The organism is Rhizobium sp. SG2393 (assembly GCF_042610495.1).
GTDB lineage: Bacteria > Pseudomonadota > Alphaproteobacteria > Rhizobiales > Rhizobiaceae > RU20A.
Genome location: NZ_JBHGAP010000001.1, coordinates 1,206,740 through 1,228,602, shown reverse-complemented (window position 1 = coordinate 1,228,602; position 21,863 = coordinate 1,206,740). Strand labels below are relative to the sequence as shown.

General features: G+C 64.3%; 20 protein-coding genes and 1 riboswitch. Of the genes, 14 read left to right on the top strand and 6 right to left on the bottom strand.

All coding sequences use genetic code 11. The features are described from left to right. Positions 1 to 67 precede the first annotated feature (67 nt). The 14 genes from ACED18_RS05815 to ACED18_RS05750 all read left to right on the top strand — a co-directional run bounded on the left by ACED18_RS05815 (position 68) and on the right by ACED18_RS05750 (position 15,706). On the top strand, positions 68 to 1,513 hold the full coding sequence (locus ACED18_RS05815; RefSeq protein WP_377289875.1) for an ABC transporter substrate-binding protein: 1,446 nt from the start codon (positions 68 to 70) through the stop codon (positions 1,511 to 1,513). Between the two features lie 332 nt (positions 1,514 to 1,845). Further along, positions 1,846 to 2,769 (top strand): carbohydrate ABC transporter permease, encoded by a 924-nt coding sequence (locus tag ACED18_RS05810; protein ID WP_377289873.1) that lies wholly within the window; start codon positions 1,846 to 1,848, stop codon positions 2,767 to 2,769. Between the two features lie 11 nt (positions 2,770 to 2,780). Next, entirely contained in the window at positions 2,781 to 3,638 is an 858-nt protein-coding gene (locus ACED18_RS05805; RefSeq protein ID WP_377289871.1) for a carbohydrate ABC transporter permease, read from the top strand. Positions 3,639 to 3,643: 5 nt separating this feature from the next. Further along, on the top strand, positions 3,644 to 4,762 hold the full coding sequence (locus tag ACED18_RS05800) for an ABC transporter ATP-binding protein (RefSeq protein ID WP_377289869.1): 1,119 nt from the start codon (positions 3,644 to 3,646) through the stop codon (positions 4,760 to 4,762). Further along, a complete protein-coding gene (locus tag ACED18_RS05795; RefSeq protein ID WP_377289867.1) occupies positions 4,759 to 5,883 on the top strand; it encodes an ABC transporter ATP-binding protein in 1,125 nt (374 codons plus the stop codon). Before ACED18_RS05800 ends, ACED18_RS05795 begins: the two co-directional genes overlap by 4 nt. A gap of 1 nt (position 5,884) precedes the next feature. Continuing rightward, entirely contained in the window at positions 5,885 to 7,471 is a 1,587-nt protein-coding gene (locus ACED18_RS05790) for an FGGY-family carbohydrate kinase (protein WP_377289865.1), read from the top strand. Continuing rightward, positions 7,468 to 8,505 carry a 2-hydroxyacid dehydrogenase gene (locus tag ACED18_RS05785; protein WP_377289863.1) on the top strand — a complete coding sequence of 346 codons (1,038 nt, stop codon included), beginning with the start codon at positions 7,468 to 7,470 and terminating at the stop codon, positions 8,503 to 8,505. Before ACED18_RS05790 ends, ACED18_RS05785 begins: the two co-directional genes overlap by 4 nt. Before the next feature lie 42 nt (positions 8,506 to 8,547). After that, positions 8,548 to 10,065, top strand: coding sequence for a glycerol-3-phosphate dehydrogenase (locus ACED18_RS05780; protein WP_377289861.1), 1,518 nt, complete (start codon positions 8,548 to 8,550; stop codon positions 10,063 to 10,065). Between the two features lie 31 nt (positions 10,066 to 10,096). Continuing rightward, positions 10,097 to 11,155, top strand: a complete 1,059-nt coding sequence (locus tag ACED18_RS05775) for a class II aldolase/adducin family protein (protein WP_377289859.1) — start codon at positions 10,097 to 10,099, stop codon at positions 11,153 to 11,155. A 1-nt stretch (position 11,156) separates the two neighbouring features. Beyond that, entirely contained in the window at positions 11,157 to 12,437 is a 1,281-nt protein-coding gene (locus ACED18_RS05770; protein WP_377289857.1) for an FGGY-family carbohydrate kinase, read from the top strand. 1 nt (position 12,438) lies between these two features. Beyond that, entirely contained in the window at positions 12,439 to 13,305 is an 867-nt protein-coding gene (locus tag ACED18_RS05765) for a TIGR01459 family HAD-type hydrolase (RefSeq protein ID WP_377289855.1), read from the top strand. A gap of 355 nt (positions 13,306 to 13,660) precedes the next feature. After that, the gene (locus ACED18_RS05760; protein WP_377289853.1) at positions 13,661 to 14,461 is read left to right on the top strand and encodes a DeoR/GlpR family DNA-binding transcription regulator; all 801 of its coding nucleotides are present in this window, start codon (positions 13,661 to 13,663) and stop codon (positions 14,459 to 14,461) included. Further along, positions 14,458 to 15,225 carry a triose-phosphate isomerase gene (locus ACED18_RS05755; RefSeq protein WP_377289851.1) on the top strand — a complete coding sequence of 256 codons (768 nt, stop codon included), beginning with the start codon at positions 14,458 to 14,460 and terminating at the stop codon, positions 15,223 to 15,225. Before ACED18_RS05760 ends, ACED18_RS05755 begins: the two co-directional genes overlap by 4 nt. 37 nt (positions 15,226 to 15,262) lie before the next feature. After that, positions 15,263 to 15,706 (top strand): RpiB/LacA/LacB family sugar-phosphate isomerase, encoded by a 444-nt coding sequence (locus ACED18_RS05750; protein WP_377289849.1) that lies wholly within the window; start codon positions 15,263 to 15,265, stop codon positions 15,704 to 15,706. A gap of 189 nt (positions 15,707 to 15,895) precedes the next feature. On the opposite strand, the gene ACED18_RS05745 is transcribed toward ACED18_RS05750, so the two are convergent. The 6 genes from ACED18_RS05745 to ACED18_RS05720 all read right to left on the bottom strand — a co-directional run bounded on the left by ACED18_RS05745 (position 15,896) and on the right by ACED18_RS05720 (position 21,764). Continuing rightward, the gene (locus ACED18_RS05745; RefSeq protein ID WP_149737634.1) at positions 15,896 to 16,369 is read right to left on the bottom strand and encodes a 6,7-dimethyl-8-ribityllumazine synthase; all 474 of its coding nucleotides are present in this window, start codon (positions 16,367 to 16,369) and stop codon (positions 15,896 to 15,898) included. 121 nt (positions 16,370 to 16,490) lie between these two features. After that, a riboswitch (FMN riboswitch) is annotated at positions 16,491 to 16,651 on the bottom strand. Between the two features lie 106 nt (positions 16,652 to 16,757). Beyond that, on the bottom strand, positions 16,758 to 17,819 hold the full coding sequence (locus tag ACED18_RS05740) for an ABC transporter ATP-binding protein (RefSeq protein WP_377289847.1): 1,062 nt from the start codon (positions 17,817 to 17,819) through the stop codon (positions 16,758 to 16,760). 9 nt (positions 17,820 to 17,828) lie between these two features. Continuing rightward, positions 17,829 to 18,611 (bottom strand): ABC transporter permease, encoded by a 783-nt coding sequence (locus ACED18_RS05735; protein ID WP_377289844.1) that lies wholly within the window; start codon positions 18,609 to 18,611, stop codon positions 17,829 to 17,831. Continuing rightward, entirely contained in the window at positions 18,608 to 19,525 is a 918-nt protein-coding gene (locus ACED18_RS05730) for an ABC transporter permease (RefSeq protein WP_377289842.1), read from the bottom strand. The genes ACED18_RS05735 and ACED18_RS05730 overlap by 4 nt, the downstream gene beginning before the upstream one ends. Before the next feature lie 152 nt (positions 19,526 to 19,677). After that, positions 19,678 to 20,781, bottom strand: coding sequence for an ABC transporter substrate-binding protein (locus ACED18_RS05725; protein WP_377289840.1), 1,104 nt, complete (start codon positions 20,779 to 20,781; stop codon positions 19,678 to 19,680). Positions 20,782 to 20,864: 83 nt separating this feature from the next. Next, positions 20,865 to 21,764: a MurR/RpiR family transcriptional regulator gene (locus ACED18_RS05720; protein WP_377291063.1), complete on the bottom strand. Its 900-nt coding sequence runs from the start codon at positions 21,762 to 21,764 to the stop codon at positions 20,865 to 20,867. Between the last annotated feature and the right edge of the window lie 99 nt (positions 21,765 to 21,863).

Genomic DNA, 21,863 nt, shown 5'->3' with positions numbered 1-21,863 from the left:
AAGGTGCCGGTCGGGTAGACGGCATGCTCGGAGGAGCGAATGTTACCCATCAAGGAGGAGAGAACCGATGTATGAAAAGGAAAAAGACCTGATCAGCGCGTTCCTGCGCGGTGAGGTAGACCGTCGCGGCATGCTGAAAGGTCTGAGTGCTGCCGGCCTGATGGCCGGAACGGCCGGCACGCTGTTCAACATGATGTCGACGCAGGCGCTGGCCGCCGATTTCGACTGGAAGGCGCATTCGGGCAAGAAGCTGAAGCTTCTGCTCAACAAGCACCCCTATGCCGACGCGATGATCGCCAACCTCCAGACCTTCAAGGATCTGACGGGCATTGAAGTCACCTACGACGTGTTCCCGGAAGACGTCTACTTCGACAAGGTGACGGCGGCGCTGTCGTCCTCCTCGTCGGAATACGACGCCTTCATGACCGGCGCCTACATGACCTGGACCTACGGTCCGGCCGGCTGGATCACCGACCTCAACGAGTGGATCAAGGACCCCGCCAAGACCAACCCGAACTACGCCTGGGACGACATGATCGAGGGCGTGAAGGGCTCCTGCGCCTGGAACGGTGTTCCCGGCGGCAAGCTCGGTTCGGAAGACGCCAAGCAGTGGTGCATTCCGTGGGGTTACGAGCAGAACAACATTTCCTACAACCAGGAAATGTTCAAGAAGGCCGGCGTCGAGGTTCCGAAGAACATTGACGAACTCGTTGTCGCCTCTGCCAAGCTTTCGAAGGATGTGGGCGGCGGCGTCTACGGCATCGGCGTTCGCGGCTCGCGCTCCTGGGCGACGATCCATCCGGGCTTCCTCTCCGGCTATGCCAACTTCGACCAGAAGGACCTGAACGTTGCCGAGGACGGCAAGCTTTCGGCAGCCATGAACACGGCCGAATCGAAGGCCTACCACGCCAAGTGGGTGCAGATGATCCAGGAAAGCGGCCCGAAGGACTGGTCGACCTACACCTGGTATCAGGTCGGTACCGATCTCGGCGCCGGCGCGTCCGCCATGATCTACGACGCCGACATTCTCGGCTACTTCATGAACGGCGCGGGCAACAAGATGGCCGGCAAGCTGGCCTATGCACCCTTTGCCGCCAACCCGGCCGCCAAGGGTCCGACGCCGAACATCTGGATCTGGTCGCTCGCCATGTCCAACTTCTCGAAGGACAAGGACGCCACCTGGTACTTCATGCAGTGGGCTTCCGGTCCGGAACACGCCATCTTCGGCGCCACGAAGATGGACTTCGTCAACCCGGTCCGCAAGTCGGTCTGGAAGGACGAGATGTTCCGCGAGCGTCTGAACAAGAGCTATCCGGGCTATGTGGAGATGCACGACACCTCTGCACCGGGCGCCTCGATCAAGTTCACGCCGCAGCCGCTGTTCTTCGATCTCACCACCGAATGGGCGGCAACGCTTCAGAAGATGGTGGCGAAGGAAGTGCCGGTGGACGAAGGTCTCGACCAGCTCGCCGAAAGCGTCAACACCCAGCTCAAGGAAGCCGGCCTCGGCTGATTTCAGCTCTCCCGGCGGCCGGGCGCGCTCTCCCTTGCGTCCGGCCGCATCTCTTTCGTCTTCTTCGGCCTTCCCTTTGAAAAGGGCTTCCTGAGGAGGAAGGCGCGCCAGGCTTTTGCCAGGCGCGCGGCCCCTCTGCCCGCCGGTGTCAGGCGTGGCGGGCAGAGGGTGAAGACGGCAGGAGCGCCTCGACGGTGCTCCAAGCCAGGCCATGGCGTTTTCGTCGCACGGGCCGGCAATATCCATTCATGCAGCCTTTCCCGAGGCCCGCGGCGCGTGCCGCGCCGGGGCAAGGCTGTTCTAACGACACCTCCAGGACAATGGAGACAAAGATGGCTACGGTCGCCAAAGCCGCCAGATCGGGCTCCGGTTTCAAGATTTCGAAGCGGGCGCTTCCTTACGTGCTCAGCCTGCCGGCGCTTCTGGTCTGCATCGGCATTCTCATCCCGTTCTTCACGGCGGTGGTCTATTCCTTCCAGCGCTACCGGCTGTCCCAGCCCTTCGCCCGCAAGTGGAACTGGGGTGAAAACTACATCACCTTCCTGACCGATCCGGGCTTCTGGAGCACGTTGAAGGTGTCGCTGAGCTATGCGATCATCACGGTCGGGCTCGAGCTTCTGTTGGGTCTCGGCATTGCGCTGCTCTTGCAGCGCCGCTCCACCATCAACAATTTCGTCTCGATCATGCTGCTTCTGCCGCTGATGACGGCGCCGGCGCTGGCCGCGCTGATGTGGAAGCTGATGACCAATCCGGGCTTTGGTATCCTGAGTTACCTGCTGACGCTTATCGGGATCGACAATTTCCGCTGGGCCTCCTCGCCGGATACGGCGCTGTTGACGGTGGTTCTCGTCGATATCTGGGTCTACACGCCCTTCATCATGATCCTGCTTCTGGCCGGTCTTCGTTCGCTGCCGACCCAGCCCTTCGAGGCGGCGGCACTCGATGGCGTACCGCGCAGCTTCGTCTTCTTCCGCATCACGCTGCCGATGCTGACGCCCTACATCCTGACGGCGACGCTCTTCCGCCTCCTCGACAGCATCCAGCAGTTCGACATCATCTATGCGATGACCCAAGGCGGGCCCGGCGATACGCTGACCGTCTTCCAGGTCGAGGCCTATCTCAACTTCTTCCAGTCGACCAATGTCGGCCGATCCGCGGCGCTGATGATCATCCTGTGGGCCATCACCTACACGCTGTCCAACGTCTTCATCAAACACTGGCTGCGGCTGCGCGAACGCGCTCGCGGCGAAGCCTGAGGGGATCCGCCATGGAAACCACATCTGCGCTCGAAAAGGTGCTGCGCGGTGTCGCCCTGACACTCGTCGTCATCTTCTTCATGTTCCCGATCGTCTGGATCCTGCTCATGTCGTTCCAGACGAACGAGACGATCCTGTCCATCCCGCCGTCCGTCATCTTCACGCCGACGCTTGAAAACTACCAGGCGCTGATCACCGGCAAGCTTCAGACGGCATCGGGCACGCTCGACATCGCCTTCATGAAGAACCTGCTCAATTCCGTCTTCCTGTCGGTGTCGTCGGTCGCGATCGCGCTGGTGCTCGGTGTGCCCGCGGCTTACGCCTTTGCCCGGCACAAGTTCCGCGGTTCGGAGGACATCGCCTTCACGCTGCTCTCCTTCCGCTTCGCACCGCCGCTTCTCGTGCTCCTGCCGCTCACCCAGTATTTCCAGTGGATGGGGCTTTCCAACACCTATGTCGGCCTCATCTGGGTCTACCAGCTGATCTGCCTGCCGCTGATCCTGTGGATCGTGCGCGGCTATTTCGAGGATATCTCGGCCGACGTCGAATATGCCTACCGTATCGCCGGGCATTCCTGGTTCGCGACCTTCCGCAAGATCGCGCTGCCGCTCGCCGGTCCGGGTATTGCGGCAGCCGGTCTGCTCGCCTTCATCTTCGCCTGGAACAACTTCGTCTTCGCGCTGGTGCTGGCATCCGCCGACAAGCAGCCGGTGACGGTGGGCGCGCTCGCCTTCGTCACGGCGTCGGGCATCCAGTACGGGCAGATCGCGGCCGCCATCGTGCTCTCGATCACGCCGACGCTCGCCCTTGCTCTCTACGCCCAGCGCTACCTCGTCGAAGGCCTGTCGCTCGGCGCGGTCAAAGGATAGGGATCATGACCACACTCAGCCTCCAGAACATCGTCAAGCGCTACAAGAGCCAGACCGTTCTCGACAATCTCTCGCTCGATGTCGCCGATGGCGAAACCCTCGTGCTGTTCGGTCCCTCCGGCGCCGGCAAGACCGTGCTGCTGCGCCTCGTGGCCGGCGTCATCGAGCCGGAAGAGGGCCGCATCGTGATCGGCGGCGAGGACATGACGGACGTCGATGCGGAGCATCGCGGCATCGGCATGGCCTTCCAGAACTTCGCACTCTTCCCGCATATGAGCGCCTTCGACAACATTGCGAGCCCGCTCACGGCCACGCGCTCCACGAAGGAGGCGATCGCGGCGGGGGTCGGCAAGGTGGCGAAGCTGCTCAAGATCGACCATGTGCTGTCGCATCATCCGAAGGCGCTGTCGAACGGCCAGAAGCAGCGCACGGCGCTGGCCCGCGCACTGGTCGGATCGCCGCCGGTGCTGCTGCTTGATGATCCGCTTCGCAACGTCGATGCGAAGCTGCGTTTCGAGATGCGTCTGGAACTGCCGCGTCTGCTCGCCGCGCAAGGAGCGACGGTCGTCTACGTGACGCAGGACTACAAGGAGGCCATGGCGCTCGGCGACCGCATCGCCGTCATGGCCAAGGGGCGTATCCGCCAGATCGGCACGCCGGAAGATATTTACAACGCGCCGGCCGATATCGAGATCGCCCGCCTCTTCGGCGATCCCACCATCAACCTGCTCGACGTGACGCCGAAGGCGGCCGGTACCGGCGTCGAGGTGGAGCTGTCGGGGGTAAAGGTCGCCTTGCCGCATCTGCCGGCAAGCCTTGCGGGGCGCAGCCTCGTCATCGGCATTCGCCCGGAGACGCTGCATTTCGTGGAGGCCGGCACGCCGGGCGCCATCCCGGTCGAGGTGGAGGCGGAAACGCCGCTGAACGAGAAGACGGTGACGCTGGTGCGTGTGTCGGGCGGGCGCGAAGTGCTCGTCTCGCGGCCGGCCGGAACGCCGGGGCCCGTCGCCGGCACGGCGCATATCGCGGTCGATGGCGCTGCCACCTTCCTCTTCGACAAGGAGACCGGCCAGCGTGTGGCTGCCACCGGCCAGACTGCAAAGACACAGGGAGCCGCGGCATGAGCCAGACCGCCCTCAACATCAAGGCCGTCGACAAGTTCTACGGGCCGATCGACCACGGCGTGCATGCCGTGAAGAACCTTTCCATGACGATCGAGAAGGGCGAGATCATCGCGCTGCTCGGCTCGTCCGGTTGCGGCAAGACCTCGACGCTGCGCATGATCGCCGGTTTCGAGCCGGTGTCGCGCGGCACGATCTCGCTTGGCGGGCGCGAGGTGCACATGCTCGCGCCTGTCAAGCGCAATGTGGCGATGGCCTTCGAGGGCTACTCGCTCTATCCGCCGCTGACGGTGCGCGAGAACATCGCCTTTGCGCTCAAGGCCTCGCGCCTGCCGCAGGCAGAGGTGGACAAGAAGGTCGCCTATATCGCCAAGCTCCTGGAGATCGAGGACATTCTCGGCCGCTACCCGAGCTCGATTTCGGGCGGTCAGCAGCAGCGCGCCTCGCTTGGCCGCGCGCTGATCCGCGATGCAGACCTGCATCTGCTCGATGAGCCGATGGGCCAGCTGGAGCCGCAGCTGCGTGCGCTTCTGCGCGGCCGCATCAAGCATTTCATCAAGGAGCGGGGGCTGACCGCCATCCTCGTCACCCACGACCAGACGGAGGCCAATGCGCTTGCCGACCGGATCGCGGTCATGGAAGGCGGCGTGCTGCAGCAGTTCGATACGCCGCAGATGATCAAGGAGCGGCCGGCCAATCTCTTCACCGGCACCTTCGTCGGCGAGCCGCCGATGAACGTCTTCGAGGCCGGCGTGGAGGCGGGTGAAAGCGCCGTTTCCTTCGGGCTTGCGGGTGGCGTGAAGCTCTCCTACGCGGCGTCGGATTTCTCGCCAGCGGTGCGCAATGCGCTGTCGGGCCGCAAGAATGTTGTGCTCGGCATCCGTCCCTATGCGGTGCGCCGCACTGAAGGCGGCGTGCCGGCAAGGGTGGCCGTGAACCAGTGGCTCGGCGACCAGACGCATATTGCGACCGACTTTGCCGGTGCGACGCTGGTGCTGGTCGAGCATGACCGCACCCGGCTTGCCGCAGGGGAAACGGTCGGCATCCGGCTTGATCCGGCAGCGCTGCACGTCTTTGATGGCGCCAGCGGCAAGGCGATCAGCCACGGACAGGAGCTTGCCTGAGATGACCTCCTCCGGGACGCGTGACGTGCTGATCGGCATCGATGCCGGCACTTCCGTTCTGAAATCAGTCGCCTTCGACCGCACGGGACGGCAGATCGCCTCCGCTGCGATTGCAAACAGCTACCAGAGCGTGGGGCGCGGCGGCGTGGTGCAGGATCTCGCCCGCACCTGGGCGGATGCGGCCCGCACGCTTTCCGACCTTGCCGACAAGGTGGAGAACCTGAAGAACCGGGTGATCGCAATCTCCGTGACCGCGCAGGGCGACGGCACATGGCTGATCGACCGCAAGGGCGATCCCGTCGGCGGCGGCTGGTTGTGGCTCGATGCGCGCGCCGGCGACATCGTTGATCGCCTCAGGGCCGAAAGCGGCGACGTCGCGCGTTTCGCCAACACTGCCTCCGGTCTTGCGGCCTGCCAGCAGGGGCCGCAGCTGAAGTGGATGAAGGAGAATGCGCCGGAGATGCTGACCGGCGCGACCACCGCCTTCCACTGCAAGGACTGGGTCTATTTCAACCTGACGGGCGTGCGCGCCACCGACCCGTCGGAGGCCTGTTTCTCCTTCGGCGATTTCCGTCGCCGCGCCTATAGCGATGATGTCATCGACTTTCTCGATCTCAAGGGTGAACGCGGCCTTTTGCCTGACATCGTCGATGGTGCCACGACGCATCACCCGCTTTCCGAGGCTGCCGCGGCCGCAACCGGCCTGCTGGCCGGCACGCCTGTCGTGCTCGGCTACGTCGATGTGGTCTGCACCGCGCTCGGGGCAGGGCTCTACGAGCCTGGAACGGATGCCGGCTGCTCGATCGTGGGATCGACGGGCATGCACATGCGGCTTGCGTCTACGCCCGACCAGGTGCAGTTGAACGACGACCGGACCGGCTACACCATGTGCATGCCGATCCCGGGCGTCTATGCGCAGATGCAGTCGAACATGGCGGCGACGCTCAACATCGACTGGCTCCTGTCGCTGGCCGGCGGCATCCTGAAGGACATGGGGGTGGAGAAGAGCAAGGCCGACCTGCTTGCCCATGTCGAGACATGGCTGTCGAAGGCCGGCGACGCGCCGGTGCTTTACCAGCCCTATATTTCGGATGCGGGCGAGCGCGGACCTTTCGTCGACGCCTCGGCGCGGGCCTCCTTCATCGGGCTTTCCAGCGCGCATGGTTTCAGTGATCTGGTCCGCTCGGTGTTCGAGGGGCTGGCGCTTGCGGCACGCGATTGCTACGCCGCCATGGGGCCGCTGCCGGCGCGCGTGCGGCTGACGGGCGGGGCTGCGCGCTCGGCCTCGCTGCGGCGCATTCTCGGCGGTGCGCTCGGCGCATCGGTGCAGACCAGCGAGCGGGAGGAGGCGGGTGCTGCCGGCACCGCGATGATCGCGGCGGTCAGCCTCGGGCTCTACCCGGACATGGCGGCCTGCGTGGCGGAGTGGGTCACGCCCTGCCAGCGGCCAGCCGAACCCGTCGATGCCGCGCTCAAAGAGCGGTTCGACAGCATTTTCCCCGTCTACCACCAGTCGCGGCAGGCGCTTCGGCCTGTCTGGCCGGCGCTGCAAGGCGTACACACTGATCTGAAGGACATGACCCGATGAAGAAGATCGCGATCATTGGCGACCGTTTCATGCTGCCGGAGGTCTTCCGCGAGAAGATCGTCGAGGCTTGTGGCGAGGACCACGATATCCGCATGCTTCAGCAGCCCTGGCCGGACGAGCCCATGGAGCACGGCTACGCTGTCGAGGGCATGGACGGATTGAAGGAATATATGGGGACGGCCGACGAAATCGTTGATTTCGTTGCTGATGCGGAGATCGTCATCACCCAGCTTGCGCCGTTCTCCAAGGGTATTCTCGCGCAGCTTCCGTCTCTGAAGCTGATCGCGGTATCGCGCGGTGGACCTGTCAATATCGACATGAAGGCGGCGCGCGAGGCCGGCGTCCTCGTCGTCAACACGCCCGGCCGCAATGCCGGTGCGGTCTCCGAATTCACGATCGGCGCCATTCTCGCTGAAACGCGCCTCATCCGCTCCGGCCACGAATCGTTGCGCAAGGGCGAGTGGCGGGGCGATCTCTACCGGGCCGATGTGACGGGCCGGGAACTGTGCGAAATGACGGTCGGCGTCGTCGGCTACGGCAATATCGGGACCAAGGTCGTGCGGCTGTTGCGCGCCTTCGGCACCAAAGTACTCGTGCACGATCCCTATGTGCAGCTCTCTGCCGAGGACCGCAATGCCGGCGTCGAGCACGTCTCGCTCGACGATCTGCTGTCGCGCTCCGACGTCGTGACGCTGCATCCTCGCGTGACGGAAGAGACGCGGCAGATGATGAATGCCGGGACCTTCGCCAAGATGAAGAAGGGCGCCATCTTCGTGAACACGGCGCGCGGGCCGCTGGTCGATTATGATGCGCTTTACGAGGCGCTCACCTCCGGCCATCTCTACAGCGCCATGCTGGAAACCTTCGCGGTGGAGCCCGTGCCGGCCGACTGGCCGCTGCTGCAACTGCCGAACGTGACGCTGACCCCGCACATTGCCGGCGCCTCGGTGCGCACCGTGACCTATGCCGCAGAGATGGCGGCCGAGGAAGTCCGGCGCTATATCGCCGGTCTGCCGCCCGTGAACCCATGCTGATGGACCGCCGGTCCCGCTGACGCTGAAAGGAGAGACGAAACCATGAGCAAAAGGGAAGACGAGATCGTTGATCTCTTCGTCATCGGCGGCGGCGTGAACGGCGCGGGGATTGCCCGCGATGCCGTGGGACGCGGCCTTTCCGTCGTGCTGTGCGAGAAGGACGATCTGGCGCAGGGCACCAGTTCGCGCTCCGGCAAGCTCGTGCATGGCGGGCTTCGCTATCTCGAATACTACGAGTTCCGTCTGGTGCGCGAGGCGCTGATCGAGCGCGAGGTTCTGCTGGCGAATGCCCCGCATATCATCTGGCCGCTGCGCTTCGTTCTGCCGCACAATCCGGAAGACCGGCCCGCCTGGCTCGTGCGCCTCGGTCTCTTCCTCTACGATCACCTTGGCGGCCGCAAGCGGCTGCCGGGCACGCGGGTGCTGAACCTTGCCACCGCGCCCGAAGGCAAGGCGATCAAGCCGCAATACCGCAAGGCCTTCGAATATTCCGACTGCTGGGTGGATGATGCCCGCCTCGTTCTCCTGAATGCGCTCGATGCCTCCATGCGCGGTGCCGAGGTCTATACCCGCACGGCCTGCACCTCCGTCCGGCGCGTGGAAGGGCTCTGGCAGATCGAGATGACGGATGTGGTGACGGGGGCCAAGCGGCAGAGGAAAGCCCGCGCCATTGCCAATACGGCCGGGCCCTGGGTCAACGAGGTCATCGGCCGGGTGGCGGGCCTGAATTCGTCGCGCAGCGTGCGCCTCGTCAAGGGCAGCCACATCATCGTGCGGAAGTTCTGGGAGGGGCCGAACGCCTATCTGGTGCAGAACAACGACAAGCGCGTCATCTTCATCAACCCGTATGAGAACGACATGGCGCTGATCGGCACGACCGACATTCCCTATGACGGCAAGCCCGAGGATGTGAAGATTGCCGAAAACGAGGTGGATTACCTGCTGAAGGCGGTGAACCGCTATTTCAAGACGCAGCTGACGCCTGCCGACATCGTGCACAGCTTCTCCGGCGTGCGCCCGCTTTACGACGACAATTCCGACAATCCGTCGGCGGTCACCCGCGACTATGTCTTCGAGGTGGATGCGCCCGAGGGACAGGCGCCGCTGCTATCGGTCTTCGGCGGCAAGATCACCACTTTCCGCAAGCTGGCCGACCATGCCATCGAGCGACTGAAGCCGTTCTTTCCCGAAATGGCGCCGGCCTGGACCTCGCAGGTGCCGCTGCCCGGTGGCGAAATGCCCGGCGCAGATTTCGAAACATTCCTCGCCGAACAGCGCCGGCAGTATCCCTGGCTGCCGCCAGCCCTTGTCACGCATTACGCCCGGCTTTACGGCACGCGCATGCGCTGGCTTCTGGAGGGGGCGTCCAGCCTTGCCGATCTCGGCACCTTCTTCGGTCCGCTTTTGACGGAGCGCGAGGCTCGCTTCCTGATGGAGAAGGAGTGGGCGCGGCGGCCGGACGACATTCTGGAACGGCGAACCAAGCATGGCCTGCACATGACGGATGCGGAACGTCAGGCTTTCATACAATGGTGCGAAAATCAGGCGATTGCGGCCTGACATTCCGGCACTGTCCACAAGCGGAGCTTTATTGATGCAGTCTTCCGAACTCGATGCCCTCATCGATCTCTCCGCCCGGGTGGGCGCGGATCCCGCCCTCGTGCAGGGGGCCGGGGGCAATACCTCGCTGAAGGACGGCGACACGCTGTGGATCAAGGCCTCCGGCCTCTGGCTGATGAATGCGCGCGCCGGCAACATGCTGGTGCCGGTGCGGCTTTCCACCCTGCTTGCGGCCGTCGCCGAGGATCATCCGAGTGCCGAGAAGGCGCAGGAACACGTGATCGCCGATCTCAACCCGTCGGGCCTGCGCCCGTCGATCGAGACGACGGTGCACGGTCTGCTGCCGCAAAAGGTAGTGGTGCATGTCCACTGCGTCGAGACGATCGCGATTGCGGTTCGTGCCGATGCGGAGGCGGTGCTGGCCGAGCGGCTTGCCGGCGTGCCCTACGCCTTCGTGCCCTATGCCCGGCCGGGCCTGCCGCTCGCCCGCGCCATTGCCGCACGGGTAAAGTCGGATACGACGGTGCTGATTCTCGGCAATCACGGTCTTGCGGTCGCTGCCGATACGGTGGCTGACGCCGAGGCTCTGCTGCGCGATATCTCGGCGCGGCTGAGGCAGGAGCGGCGTGCCGCGCCTTCGCCGGATCTCGACGCCCTGTCGCGGCTGGCTGTCGACAGCAATTTTCGCCTGCCGGACGACGAGGCTCTGCACGGGGTTGCGACCGATCTCGCCAGCTGCCGGATCGCGGCGAGCGGCAGCCTCTATCCCGATCATGTGATCTTTCTCGGCAAGGGCGTGGTTATCGCTGGACCCGGCGAGACGGCAGCGGCGGTTGCCGCGCGTCTGGAAACCGAGCTTCAGCCGCCGACGCCGCTCATCCTCTTCCCGGGCAAGGGCGTGCTGGTGGCGCGCGACATTTCGGCCGGTGCGGCTGCCATGGCGCGCTGCCTTGTCGATGTCACCTCGCGCATTCCCGAAAGCGCGCGCCTGCGCATCTTTACCGATGCGGAGAATGGCGAACTGCTGAACTGGGATGCGGAAAAGTATCGCCAGCAGCTGAATGCCGCCAAGACGGCCTCGGTACAGTGATATGACGCGCGATCCTCTCGTCATCGGCATCGATGTCGGCACCTCCGGTGCGCGTGCCGTCGCGATGACGCCCGACCACGCGATCGTGGCGGAGGGCGCGGCGAAGCTTTCCGGCTTTTCCGACGATCACCGCGATCCCGTCGCCTGGTGGAAGGCGGTGCAGGCAGCGCTCGTCACAGTCGTTGCAGCCATCGATCCCGCCCGCGTCAGGGCCCTTGCCATTGATGGCACGTCCGGCACCATGCTGCCGGTCTCCGAAGATGGAGCGCCGCTGGCCCAGCCGCTGATGTACAACGATCCCGTCGAAGATCAGGCGATCCTTGCGCGCATCGCCGCCCATGCGCCGAAGGACAGCGCCGCCCATGGCGCAACGTCGGGTCTCGCCAAGGCCATGTATTTCGCCGGGATCGACGGCGTGGCACGCATCATCCATCAGGCCGACTGGCTGTCGGGCCACTTCACCGGTCTCTACGACGTCTCGGACGAGAACAATGCGCTGAAGACCGGCTACGACCCGGTGGCGCGGCTCTGGCCGGACTGGATCGATGCGGCCGGTGGACCGCGCGATCTGCTTCCGGACGTGTTGCCGGCGGGGTCGCCGATCGCGCAGATTTCGCCCAATGCCGCCGATGCCTTCGGCCTGCCACGTGATGTGGTGATCGTCACGGGCACGACGGATGGCTGCGCCTCCTTCCTTGCGACAGGGGCCGACCGGCCGGGTGACGGCGTCTCGGCGCTCGGCACGACGCTGACGGTCAAGATGCTCTCCGACAAGCCGCTGTTTGCGCCCGAATACGGGCTCTACAGCCACCGGATCGGCGATCTCTGGCTGGCGGGCGGAGCCTCGAATACTGGCGGCATCGTTCTCGCCACGCTTCTGAAGGATGCCGATCTCGCCGCGCTTTCGGCGCGTATCGACCCTGAAACCGATAGCGGGCTCGATTATTATCCGCTGGTGAAGGCGGGCGAGCGCTTTCCGATCAACGATCCGGCCCTTCAGCCCCGTCTCGAGCCGCGGCCGGCGGATGATGCGGATTTCCTCAAGGGCATTTTCGAGGGCATTGCCGCGATCGAGACGCTGGCCTATGGCCGGCTCGTTTCGCTCGGAAGTCCGGCGCTCGCGTCGGTGCGCAGTGTCGGGGGTGGTGCCAGGAACCCGGTCTGGTCGCGCATTCGCGAACGGCGGCTCGGCTGCCCCATGCCGGGCGCCGAAAGCCAGGAGGCTGCCGCGGGTACGGCGCGGTTGGCGCTGAAGGGCGCGCGCGAAGCAGGAGTTGTTTGACATGACCGACACGAAGCCCGAGCGCGTGACGGGGGTCGGCGCGCTGGCCGACCGTTTCGATGCCTTCCTGATCGACCAGTTCGGCGTGCTGCGCGACGGGCGCGGACCCTATCCGCTGGCAGCCGAGACGCTGTCGCGGCTGAAGGCGGCGGGAAAGCGCATCGTCATCCTCTCCAACTCCGGCAAGCGGTCGATCGAAAACGACCGGCGCCTCGCCAAGCTCGGCTTCGACCCTGAAAGCTGGGACTGGTTCCTGACCTCCGGCGAGGTGGCTTACGAACTGCTGAAGGCCGAGCAGGGGGCCAGAGAGGGCAAGCCTCCGCAGCGCTGCCTGTTGATCAGCCGCGACGGCGACACGTCGCCGATCGACGGCTTAATGATCGACCGGGTCGCAGACGGGGCGTCGGCCGACGTCATCCTGCTTGCCGCCAGCGAGGGCGACATCCATCCGCTCTCCCACTACGAGGCGCTGCTGGCGCCGGCGGCCAAGCGCGGCGTGCCGTGCCTGTGCACGAACCCCGACAAGATCATGCTAACGGCCGACGGCACCGCTTTTGGCGCCGGCCGGATCGCGGAACTCTACGAGGAACTCGGCGGCACCGTGCGCTGGATCGGCAAGCCCTTTGCCGACATCTACGCGGTGGCCCGCGACTTCCTGGGCGCCACGCCCGCCAGCCGCATCTGCTGCATCGGTGACAGTATCGAGCACGACATCGCGGGTGCAGCCGGGGCGGGGCTTTCCTCGCTGCTCGTCACGACCGGCATTCTCGCGGATGCCTCGGACGCGGAGCGGGCGGCGCTCTTTGCCGAGCACGGCGCGGTGCCGGATTTCGTGGCGGACGGATTCGTTTGGGATGAAGCGGTGTGAAAGATCACATCTGCTTTTCCGTGCAGGATTGCCTGTCGTCAGCCCTGACGCGACGATGCATGTGACGTCCGCATCGGAGCGCACGCGGCTCCCTCTCCACCGTTATCCTCGGGCTTGACCCGAGGATCCACGCCGCGTGCGCGGAGAGTGGGCCTGGATGCTCGGGTCAAGCCCGAGCATGACTGAAAGGGCGTCGACGGTCATTTCTCCGCAGCGTTGCAACACCATCATCACACCATCTGTGACAAATATCGCATTACATCATCACAAAATCCCATTTTTCTGTTTCATCATCACGTGATCTCCTGTAATGTCACATCCGTCGCCTGAGGAGAGGCGGCGGGAGGATCAGCGGATGAGGCCGGAAGAGCGGCGGCAGGGCATCATGGATGTCCTGATGGAGACGGGAGCGGCGACGGTCGAAGACCTTTCGCAGCGCTTTGCCGTCAGCCGCATGACCATTCACCGCGATCTGGACGAGCTGGAGCAGGGCGGTTTCCTGCGCAAGGTCCATGGCGGCGCCTCGCTGCAATCCAGCATGCAGTTCGAGAGCGATTTCCGATATCGCGAGAAGATCGCGACCGCGGAGAAGCGGCGGCTGGCGGCGCATGCGGCTTCGATGGTGGAGCCGGGGCAGATCGTGCTGATCGACGACGGCTCGACGGCCGGCGGGGTGGCGGCGTTTTTGAAGGACATTCGGCCTCTCACCGTCATCACCAACAATCTCGGCGTGGTCGATGCGCTCTGCGGCACGCCGGGCATCGAGGTCATCTGCCTCGGCGGTCAGTATTCCAAGAAATTCCACGGCTTCTTCGGCATCGTGACGGAGGAGGCGCTGGCCGCGCTCAGGGCCGACATCGCCTTTCTTTCCACATCCGCCGTGCATGGCGTGACGGCCTTCCATCAGGACCAGGAGGTCGTGCAGGCCAAGCGCCGGATGATGGCGTCGGCGACGCGGACCGTGCTGATGGTGAACCATGGCAAGTTCGGCCGCTCGGCGATCCATCTCTATACGCCGCTGGCGGCCTTCGACACGGTGCTGACGGGGGCGGAACTGCCGGAACGGCAGGCCCAGCAACTGGTGGAGGCCGGTGTGGCCCTGATCCGCGTCGGCGAGATGACAGAAAAGACCAATACGGGAGAGGAAGCGGCATGAGCAAGGACGGGCTGTGGGTCGGCACGAGCTGGAAAATGAACAAGACGCTGGCGGAGGCGCTGGCCTATGCCGACGGGCTGGCGGCGGCGGATGGCGGGCGTGACGCGCGCATCCAGCGCTTCATCATCCCGTCGTTTACCGCCTGCCGGCAGGTGAAGGAGCGGCTGGCCGGAACGAGCGTCAAGGTCGGTGCGCAGAACATGCATTGGGACGATGAGGGCGCCTGGACGGGCGAGGTCTCGCCGGTGATGCTGAAGGACTGCAATCTCGATCTCGTGGAACTCGGCCATAGCGAGCGGCGCGAGTTCTTCAACGAGACGGACGAGGGCGTCGGAAGGAAGACGGCAGCGGCGGTACGCCACGGGTTGGTGCCGCTGGTCTGCATCGGCGAGACGCTGGCCGAGCGGCAGGCAGGCGAGGCGGATGCGGTGCTGAAGCGGCAGGTGGAAGGCGCGTTCGCCTTCCTCGATGCCGACGCAAAGACGAAGTCCATCCTGCTCGCCTACGAGCCGGTCTGGGCAATCGGTGTGAACGGTATTCCCGCGACGTCCGACTATGCCGACGAGCGGCATGCGAAGATCGCGGATGTGGCGGAGGCCGTTCTCGGGCGGCGCATCCCGGTGCTCTACGGCGGCAGCGTCAATCCCGGCAACGCAGCCGAACTGATCGGCTGCCCGCATATCGACGGCCTCTTCATCGGCCGATCGGCGCTGGACGTGGCCGGCTATCTCGACATTCTCGACAGATGCGCGGCCGCTCTCTGAGACGGCGCCGCAACAACAAAACAGGAAGGAAACAGCCATGAAAATCGCCATCGGAGCCGACAGCGCCGGCAAGCCGCTTCTCGACATCATCGAAGCCCATCTCGCCACCAAGGCGGGGCTCGAGGTGAAGAACCTGAGCCAGTCCGGCTTTTATGCCGATCTCTCCAAGGGGCTGGCCGACACGATCGTGTCGGGCGAAAACGAACGCGGCATCCTGATCTGCGGGACGGGCATCGGCGTATGCATTTCCGCCAACAAGGTACCGGGCATTCGCGCGGCTCTGACGCATGACACCTATTCGGCCGAGCGGGCTGCCAAGTCCAACAACGCGCAGATCATCACCATGGGTGCGCGCGTGATCGGGCCCGAGCTTGCCAAGGCGATCGTGGACAAGTGGCTGGAGTCGGAATTCGATCCTCAGGGCTCTTCGGCCGGCAATGTCGATGCCATCAACCGGCTGGATGCCGGCAAGTCAGCATAAGCCATCTCCCAGGACGGGCGCGGCGCAGTGGCCTTCGGGTCGCGCGCCGCGCCGGACCGCAACCGCCGACGAGTCAGCCCCCGGCGTGTCCCAGAATTCCCGTTTGCCCTCCGATCCTCCCGAATGGCCAACGGAAAACGCCCGGCAGCGATGCCGGGCGTCGTCGTTTGAGCGGCAGGGTCGTTCTGATCAGACGTGGGCAAGCGCAAGGTTGGCGCGGGCCTGCAGGATCTGCGAGGCGGCGCGCGCGGCTTCCTGGCCCTTGATGACGAAGTGGTCCTCGAAGAAGCGGATATGGGCTTCCGACTCCTGGAAATTGTGGGGGGTGAGCACTGCCGAGAGCACCGGCACGTTCGTGTCGAGCTGCACGCGCATCAGGCCGTCGAGCACGGTGCCGGCGACGAAATCATGGCGGTAGATGCCGCCGTCGACGACGAAGGCAACGCCGAGCACGGCGGAGAAGCGGCCGGTGCGGGCGAGGGTCTGGGCGTGCAGGGGGATTTCGAGCGCGCCGGGCACGTCGAAGATCTTCACGTCGGCCTCGTTGCCGCCGAGCGCCTTCCATTCGGCGACGAAGCTGTCGACGGCGCGGTCGACGATGCCCGTGTGCCAGCGGGCGCGGACGATGGCGATCTTGGTGGAGGGATTGGAGAGAATGGTCATTTCAAGTGGCCTTTCAGGGTTTGCCGTTGACGCAGCCGGCTTTTGACCGGCGACTGGGACCCTGGGCGAACATCATGGCACGACGCGCTGGCCCGTCAGGGCCAGTTCGCTCACGTCACCATGCTGTCCTCTTTCATCCGGACTATTAACCGTCGGCTCCGGCATCGCACCGGATCTGCTGACCCGCTGGCCTGGAAAGCCAGCGGCGCTCGCGGGCTCCGGGCAGACCGAAGGCCGCCCGATACCGCCGGTGGGGAATTCCGCCCCGCCCTGAGAACGCCATGATCTTAAGAGGGAAAATCGATGGAAGCAAATGCCGATGCGGCATTGCAGCAGGAATTCGCGACAGAATTTTGCGCCGCCCGCGGGCGGTGGCGCAAAAACATCCTCAGTCGCGGATGACCAGCAGATCGCTTGCGGTGAATCGCAGCGTCGCGGTTTCGCCAACCTGCGGCACGGCAAGGCCGGGCGCGTTGAACATGTCGAAGGAGATCACGCTGGCGCCGACCTGCATACGGCTGCGGATGACCGAGCCGAGGAAATTGGTGGAGACGACCTCGCCGGTCAGCGCCGTATCACCCTTGGCGCCCTCGGCAATCGAACCGGCTTCCGGGCGCAGCGCCAGCGAGACGGTGTCGCCCGCCTTGACCGGGCCAAGCGGCTCGCGCAGCGTGATGGTCTGCCCGCCGATCTCGACGCTGTTGACGGCGGGATCGATCACCTTGGCTTCGATGAGGTTCAGCGTTCCCACGAACGACGCGACGAAGCGGGTGGCGGGGCGGTTGTAGATCTCGGACGGTGCGCCGATCTGGTCCGCGCGGCCGGCATTCATGACCACGATGCGGTCGGAAATCGACAGGGCCTCTTCCTGGTCGTGGGTGACGAAGACGGTGGTGATGCCGAGGCGCTGCTGGATCTGGCGGATTTCCTCACGCAGCGACACGCGGATCTTGGCGTCGAGGGCGGAGAGCGGCTCGTCGAGCAGCAGCACTTCCGGCTTGGGGGCAAGGGCGCGGGCGAGCGCCACGCGCTGCTGCTGGCCGCCGGACATCTGGTAGGGATAGCGGTCTGCGAGGTGGCCGAGATGGATGAGGTCGAGCATTTCCTTCACCCGTGCCTCGATCTCGGCCTTGGGCCGTCCCGCGACCTTCAGGCCGAAGGCGACATTGTCGAAGACGTTCATGTTCGGGAAGAGTGCGTAGGCCTGGAACACCATGCCGATATTGCGCTGGTTGGGGCGCAGCGACGTCTGGTCCTTGCCGTTGATGGTGATCGAACCGCCGGTCGGCGTTTCAAAGCCGGCGATCATGCGCAGAACCGTGGTCTTGCCGCAGCCCGACGGGCCGAGAAACGAGATGAACTCGCCCTTTTCGATGGCCATGTTGAAGTCGTGGACGACGCGGGTCTGGCCGAAGGACTTCTGGAGACGGGTGAGGGTTAGGAAGCTCATGGGATATCCTTAGGCCTTGGGAGGGGCGCTTTTCTGCAGTCGGGAGACGAGCTGGATCAGGCCGAGGCATCCCCAGGTGATGGCGAAGGCGATCACGGCGAGTGCGGCCGGCTCGTAGGCGCGGTTGGCGCCCAGCAGCTGCATGTAGGGTCCGAATGCAGGCCGGTTCAAAAGTGCGGCCATGGTGAATTCGCCGAGCACGATGGCGAAGGTGAGAAAGGCGCCGGAGAGCACGGCGACCAGCACGTTCGGCAGGATGATGCGGCCGAGAATGGTCGTCCAGCCGGCACCGAGACTCTGGGCCGCTTCCGTCAGCGTCGCCACGTCGATGGTGCGCAGGCCGGTATCGACGGCGCGGTACATGTAGGGCAGGGCGAGCGTCGTATAGCCGAACATCAGCAGGATGTTGGTGCCCATGGAGGTCCCCGTCAGCGGCAGCCAGCTCGACGTGTTGTAGAGGCGGATATAGCCAAAGACGATGACGATGGCCGGGATGACCAGGGGAAGCAGTGTCACGAACTCGATATAGGGGCGCAGGCCCGGCAGCTTGAGGCGCACCCAGTAGGCGGTCGGCACCACGAGGACGACACCGAAGATGATGGTGACGACGGCCATGATCACGGAATAGCTGAAGGTGGCCTGGAAGTTGGGGTCGTTCAACACCACCGCATAGGCATCGAAGGAATAGACGCCGCGACGCATCTTCAGCGAAAAGTTGGTCATGCCGATCAGCGGCAGGAAGAAATAGAGCAGCCCGAAGATCAGGGCGCCCCAGGCGAAGAACCGCTTCATTTCAGCCACCTTTCGCTGCGGGCGCGCAGCCAGATGTAGAGCGCATTGGCAATGCCGGTGACGACGATCATGCCGAAGGCCAGCGCATAGCCGAGGTTGGGATTTCCGAGCACGTCGCCGCGGATCTGCGCGTAGAGCAGGATGGGCGCGATGTTCAGCGAGGAACCGGTCAATGCAATGGCCGTTGCGACGGCGCCGAACGCGTTGGCAAACAGCAGAGCAAAGGTACCAAGCAACGACGGCAACAGAATCGGGAAGCCGACATATCGCCAGTACTGCGCACCTGTGGCACCGAGAATCTCGGAAGCTTCACGCCACTCTCTCTTCAAGCCATCCAAGGCGGGCGTGATGATAAGGATCATCAGCGGGATCTGGAAGAAGAGGTAGGTGATCGTCAGTCCCCAGAAGGAGATCAGATTGAAGCCAAGAAGACGCAGATCGATACCGAACTGCGATCGAAGGAAAATGGTGATGATGCCTGCTGGTCCGAGCGTGGCCAGAAACGCGAAGGCGAGCGGCACGCCGGCGAAATTTGATGCCACACCAGAAAAGGTGAGCAGGGGGCTTCGCAGCGATTTCGGCAGCCCTCCCAGCACGATACCCGCAGCCATGCCAAAGCCAATGAGGCAGCCTAGCACCGCTGAAGCAACCGAAATGCGGATGGATATCCAGTAGGCTGCCAGAATGGAGTCGGTGAAAAGGCCCCTGATATTGTCGAAGGTCAGGCCGCCGTCTGGGGTTTGGAAGGCGCCAATGACGATCTTCATCGTCGGCAGAATGAGAAACAGCAACGAAAAAAGCGCAAACGGGACAACGCCGATCCAGGCAAGCGGCAAACGAGGACGATGCACAGCGGGTTCATTGTCGGTCTGGTGTCCGCCGCGCAATATGGCGCCTGCTTGTTTGTCTGACATCCCTTTTACCTTTGATTGCCGATGGGAGGACCGCGTAACGGTCTCTTGCTTGTCGCCGTCTGTGACAGACGGCGCCCAGAACAACCGGCCCTTATGCGACACTTTCAATGCAGAACCGCCCCGGCCGGGGCCGGGGCGGTTTTTAGGAAGGCTTACTGGACGTTGGCGCCCACCGTCTTGTCCCAGCCGCCGGTGACGGCAGCTTTGTTGGCATCCACTTCCTCGAGTGTCGGGAAGTAGGCCTTTTCATAGGATGCAGCCGGCGGCAGGGCGTCGATGAGTTCCTGCGGAACCTTGCCGGCCTTGACCATGGCGTTGAAGCGGGCCGGGTGGCAGAAGCCCTTCAGCCAACCGAGCTGACCTTCGTCCGAATAGAGGTGTTCCATCCAGAGCTTGGCAGCGTTCGGATGCGGGGCGTAGGCGGAGATGCCCTGCACGTAGACGCCGGCCAGAACGCCGGTGGCGGGAACGACGACTTCCGTCGGCGGGTTGCCGTTCAGCGTCTTGGCCCAGGACAGCGCGTTGTAGTCCCACGCGATGATGATCGGCGTGGAGCCCTGCGCCAGCGTACCGGCCTTGCCCACGGTCGGAACGAAGTTGCCGGCCTTGTTCAGTTCGGCAAAGTAGGCGAGACCGGCTTCGCCGGCGTCCTTGCCAGCCTTCGCACCCTTGCCGAGGCCGGCGGCGAGAACGCCGAGGATGGCCTGGTTGGATGTCAGTGGCGGGCCTGCGAGAGCGACCTGGCCGGAGTATTCCGGCTTCAGCAGGTCGGCCCAGTCCTTCGGCGTGTTGGCGACGAGGTCCTTGTTCACGATGAAGGACATGACGCCGTAATAGTCGCCGTACCAGTAGCCTTCGGCATCCTTGATGCTGTCCGGGATCTCGTCCCAGGTCGAGACCTTGTAGGGCTGCAGCAGGCCTTCAGCCTTCATCTGCGGGCCGAAGGCGAGACCGACGTCGACGACGTCGGGAGCCTGCGGGCCCTTGTTGTCCTTGTTGGCCTTGACGGCTTCGACTTCGTCGGCCGAGCCGGCATCCGGGTTCAGTTCGTTGACCTGGATTTCCGGATACTTGGCCTTGAAGGAGGCGATGACGTCGCCGTAGCCGCACCAGTCGTGGGGCAGGGCGATGGTGGTCAGCATGCCTTCCTTCTTGGCAGCCTCGATCAGTTCGGCGCTCGGCTCGGCGAAAGCGATGGCAGAGCTTGCCACGACCATGGCGGTCGACAGCGAGAGCAGGCGGCGGATGTTCGACATTTCGGGTTCTCCCTTTTTAATGCCCGTTGACAGGTTCGGATTGCTGATAGTGAGGCTGTATGAAGGCGATATGACAGGCTTTTTCAGGTTCGTGCCGGACCTCTAAGGTCCGGCGGAGCGGCCTCCGGGCGCGGTTTGCGGAACAGGCGGCTCGCCTCGAAGAGTTCCTCCAGCCCCTTCATGCGCTCGCGTGTTTCGTCCCAGGTTGCGCTCTGCACCGCCTCGATCAGCGCCTCGACGATGAAGAGGCTGACGACAGAACTGTCCCAGGCCGATGGCACTTCGATGTGCACGCGGAAGCTGAAGGCAGCGATCTTGGCAATCGGGGAGGCCCAGCGGTCGGTGAAGAGCACGATCTCCACGCCGCGCGCCCTGGCGATGCGGGCAAAGGTCTCCATCTCCTGCTCGTAGCGCCTGATATCGAAGATCACGAGCACATCGCCGGGGCGCATGTCGATGATGGTATGCGGCCAGGCGCTCGGCGAGTTGGCGAGGTGGGTCACCTTCTGGCGAACCACCTGGAGATGCGTGAAGAGATATTGCGCCAGCGCGTGCGTGATGCGGCCGCCGACGATGAAGACCTGACGCGAGCGGTCGGCCAAAAGGGCCGTTGCGGCGTCAAAGTCGGCGGGATCGATCTGGCCCAGCGTCTCCCGCATATTGGCCATCACGGCATCGGCAAAGCGATTGAGCACATGGGTGCCCGGGGCATTGGACGCCCACCGGTCATGCTTGGCGATCGGGTTCGAAATCGTCGCTTCGAGTTCCTGGTGAAGGCGCGCCTGAAAATCGGGAAAGCCGCGAAAACCGAGCTTCTGCACCATCCGGGCCACCGTTGGCGTGGAGACCCGCGCGTTTTCGGCAACCGTGGTGATGCTGCCGAGACCCGAGACCGGGTAGTTGTCGAGCAGTGTTTCGGCCAGTTGCCGCTCGGCGCGCGTCAGCGCGTCAAACCGCGCATGAATCACGTCCGACACCGTCATACTGGTGGCCGTTGCGGTCACGTTTTTCCCCCTGATGCCGGTCTTTGCTGGCTTTGTGACAGATTAATCCGCGCTGTCACAATTCAAGTCAATCCCCCC

Excerpts from the sequence above, each read along its gene's own strand:
- ACED18_RS05720 (WP_377291063.1), bottom strand. The coding sequence starts at position 21,764 with ATGACGGTGTCGGACGTGATTCATGCGCGGTTTGACGCGCTGACGCGC.
- ACED18_RS05745 (WP_149737634.1), bottom strand. The coding sequence starts at position 16,369 with ATGACCATTCTCTCCAATCCCTCCACCAAGATCGCCATCGTCCGCGCC.
- ACED18_RS05770 (WP_377289857.1), top strand. The coding sequence starts at position 11,157 with ATGACGCGCGATCCTCTCGTCATCGGCATCGATGTCGGCACCTCCGGT.
- ACED18_RS05730 (WP_377289842.1), bottom strand. The coding sequence starts at position 19,525 with ATGTCAGACAAACAAGCAGGCGCCATATTGCGCGGCGGACACCAGACC.
- ACED18_RS05790 (WP_377289865.1), top strand. The coding sequence starts at position 5,885 with ATGACCTCCTCCGGGACGCGTGACGTGCTGATCGGCATCGATGCCGGC.
- ACED18_RS05810 (WP_377289873.1), top strand. The coding sequence starts at position 1,846 with ATGGCTACGGTCGCCAAAGCCGCCAGATCGGGCTCCGGTTTCAAGATT.
- ACED18_RS05780 (WP_377289861.1), top strand. The coding sequence starts at position 8,548 with ATGAGCAAAAGGGAAGACGAGATCGTTGATCTCTTCGTCATCGGCGGC.
- ACED18_RS05725 (WP_377289840.1), bottom strand. The coding sequence starts at position 20,781 with ATGTCGAACATCCGCCGCCTGCTCTCGCTGTCGACCGCCATGGTCGTG.
- ACED18_RS05750 (WP_377289849.1), top strand. The coding sequence starts at position 15,263 with ATGAAAATCGCCATCGGAGCCGACAGCGCCGGCAAGCCGCTTCTCGAC.
- ACED18_RS05815 (WP_377289875.1), top strand. The coding sequence starts at position 68 with ATGTATGAAAAGGAAAAAGACCTGATCAGCGCGTTCCTGCGCGGTGAG.
- ACED18_RS05765 (WP_377289855.1), top strand. The coding sequence starts at position 12,439 with ATGACCGACACGAAGCCCGAGCGCGTGACGGGGGTCGGCGCGCTGGCC.
- ACED18_RS05795 (WP_377289867.1), top strand. The coding sequence starts at position 4,759 with ATGAGCCAGACCGCCCTCAACATCAAGGCCGTCGACAAGTTCTACGGG.
- ACED18_RS05740 (WP_377289847.1), bottom strand. The coding sequence starts at position 17,819 with ATGAGCTTCCTAACCCTCACCCGTCTCCAGAAGTCCTTCGGCCAGACC.
- ACED18_RS05735 (WP_377289844.1), bottom strand. The coding sequence starts at position 18,611 with ATGAAGCGGTTCTTCGCCTGGGGCGCCCTGATCTTCGGGCTGCTCTAT.
- ACED18_RS05785 (WP_377289863.1), top strand. The coding sequence starts at position 7,468 with ATGAAGAAGATCGCGATCATTGGCGACCGTTTCATGCTGCCGGAGGTC.
- ACED18_RS05800 (WP_377289869.1), top strand. The coding sequence starts at position 3,644 with ATGACCACACTCAGCCTCCAGAACATCGTCAAGCGCTACAAGAGCCAG.
- ACED18_RS05805 (WP_377289871.1), top strand. The coding sequence starts at position 2,781 with ATGGAAACCACATCTGCGCTCGAAAAGGTGCTGCGCGGTGTCGCCCTG.
- ACED18_RS05755 (WP_377289851.1), top strand. The coding sequence starts at position 14,458 with ATGAGCAAGGACGGGCTGTGGGTCGGCACGAGCTGGAAAATGAACAAG.
- ACED18_RS05760 (WP_377289853.1), top strand. The coding sequence starts at position 13,661 with ATGAGGCCGGAAGAGCGGCGGCAGGGCATCATGGATGTCCTGATGGAG.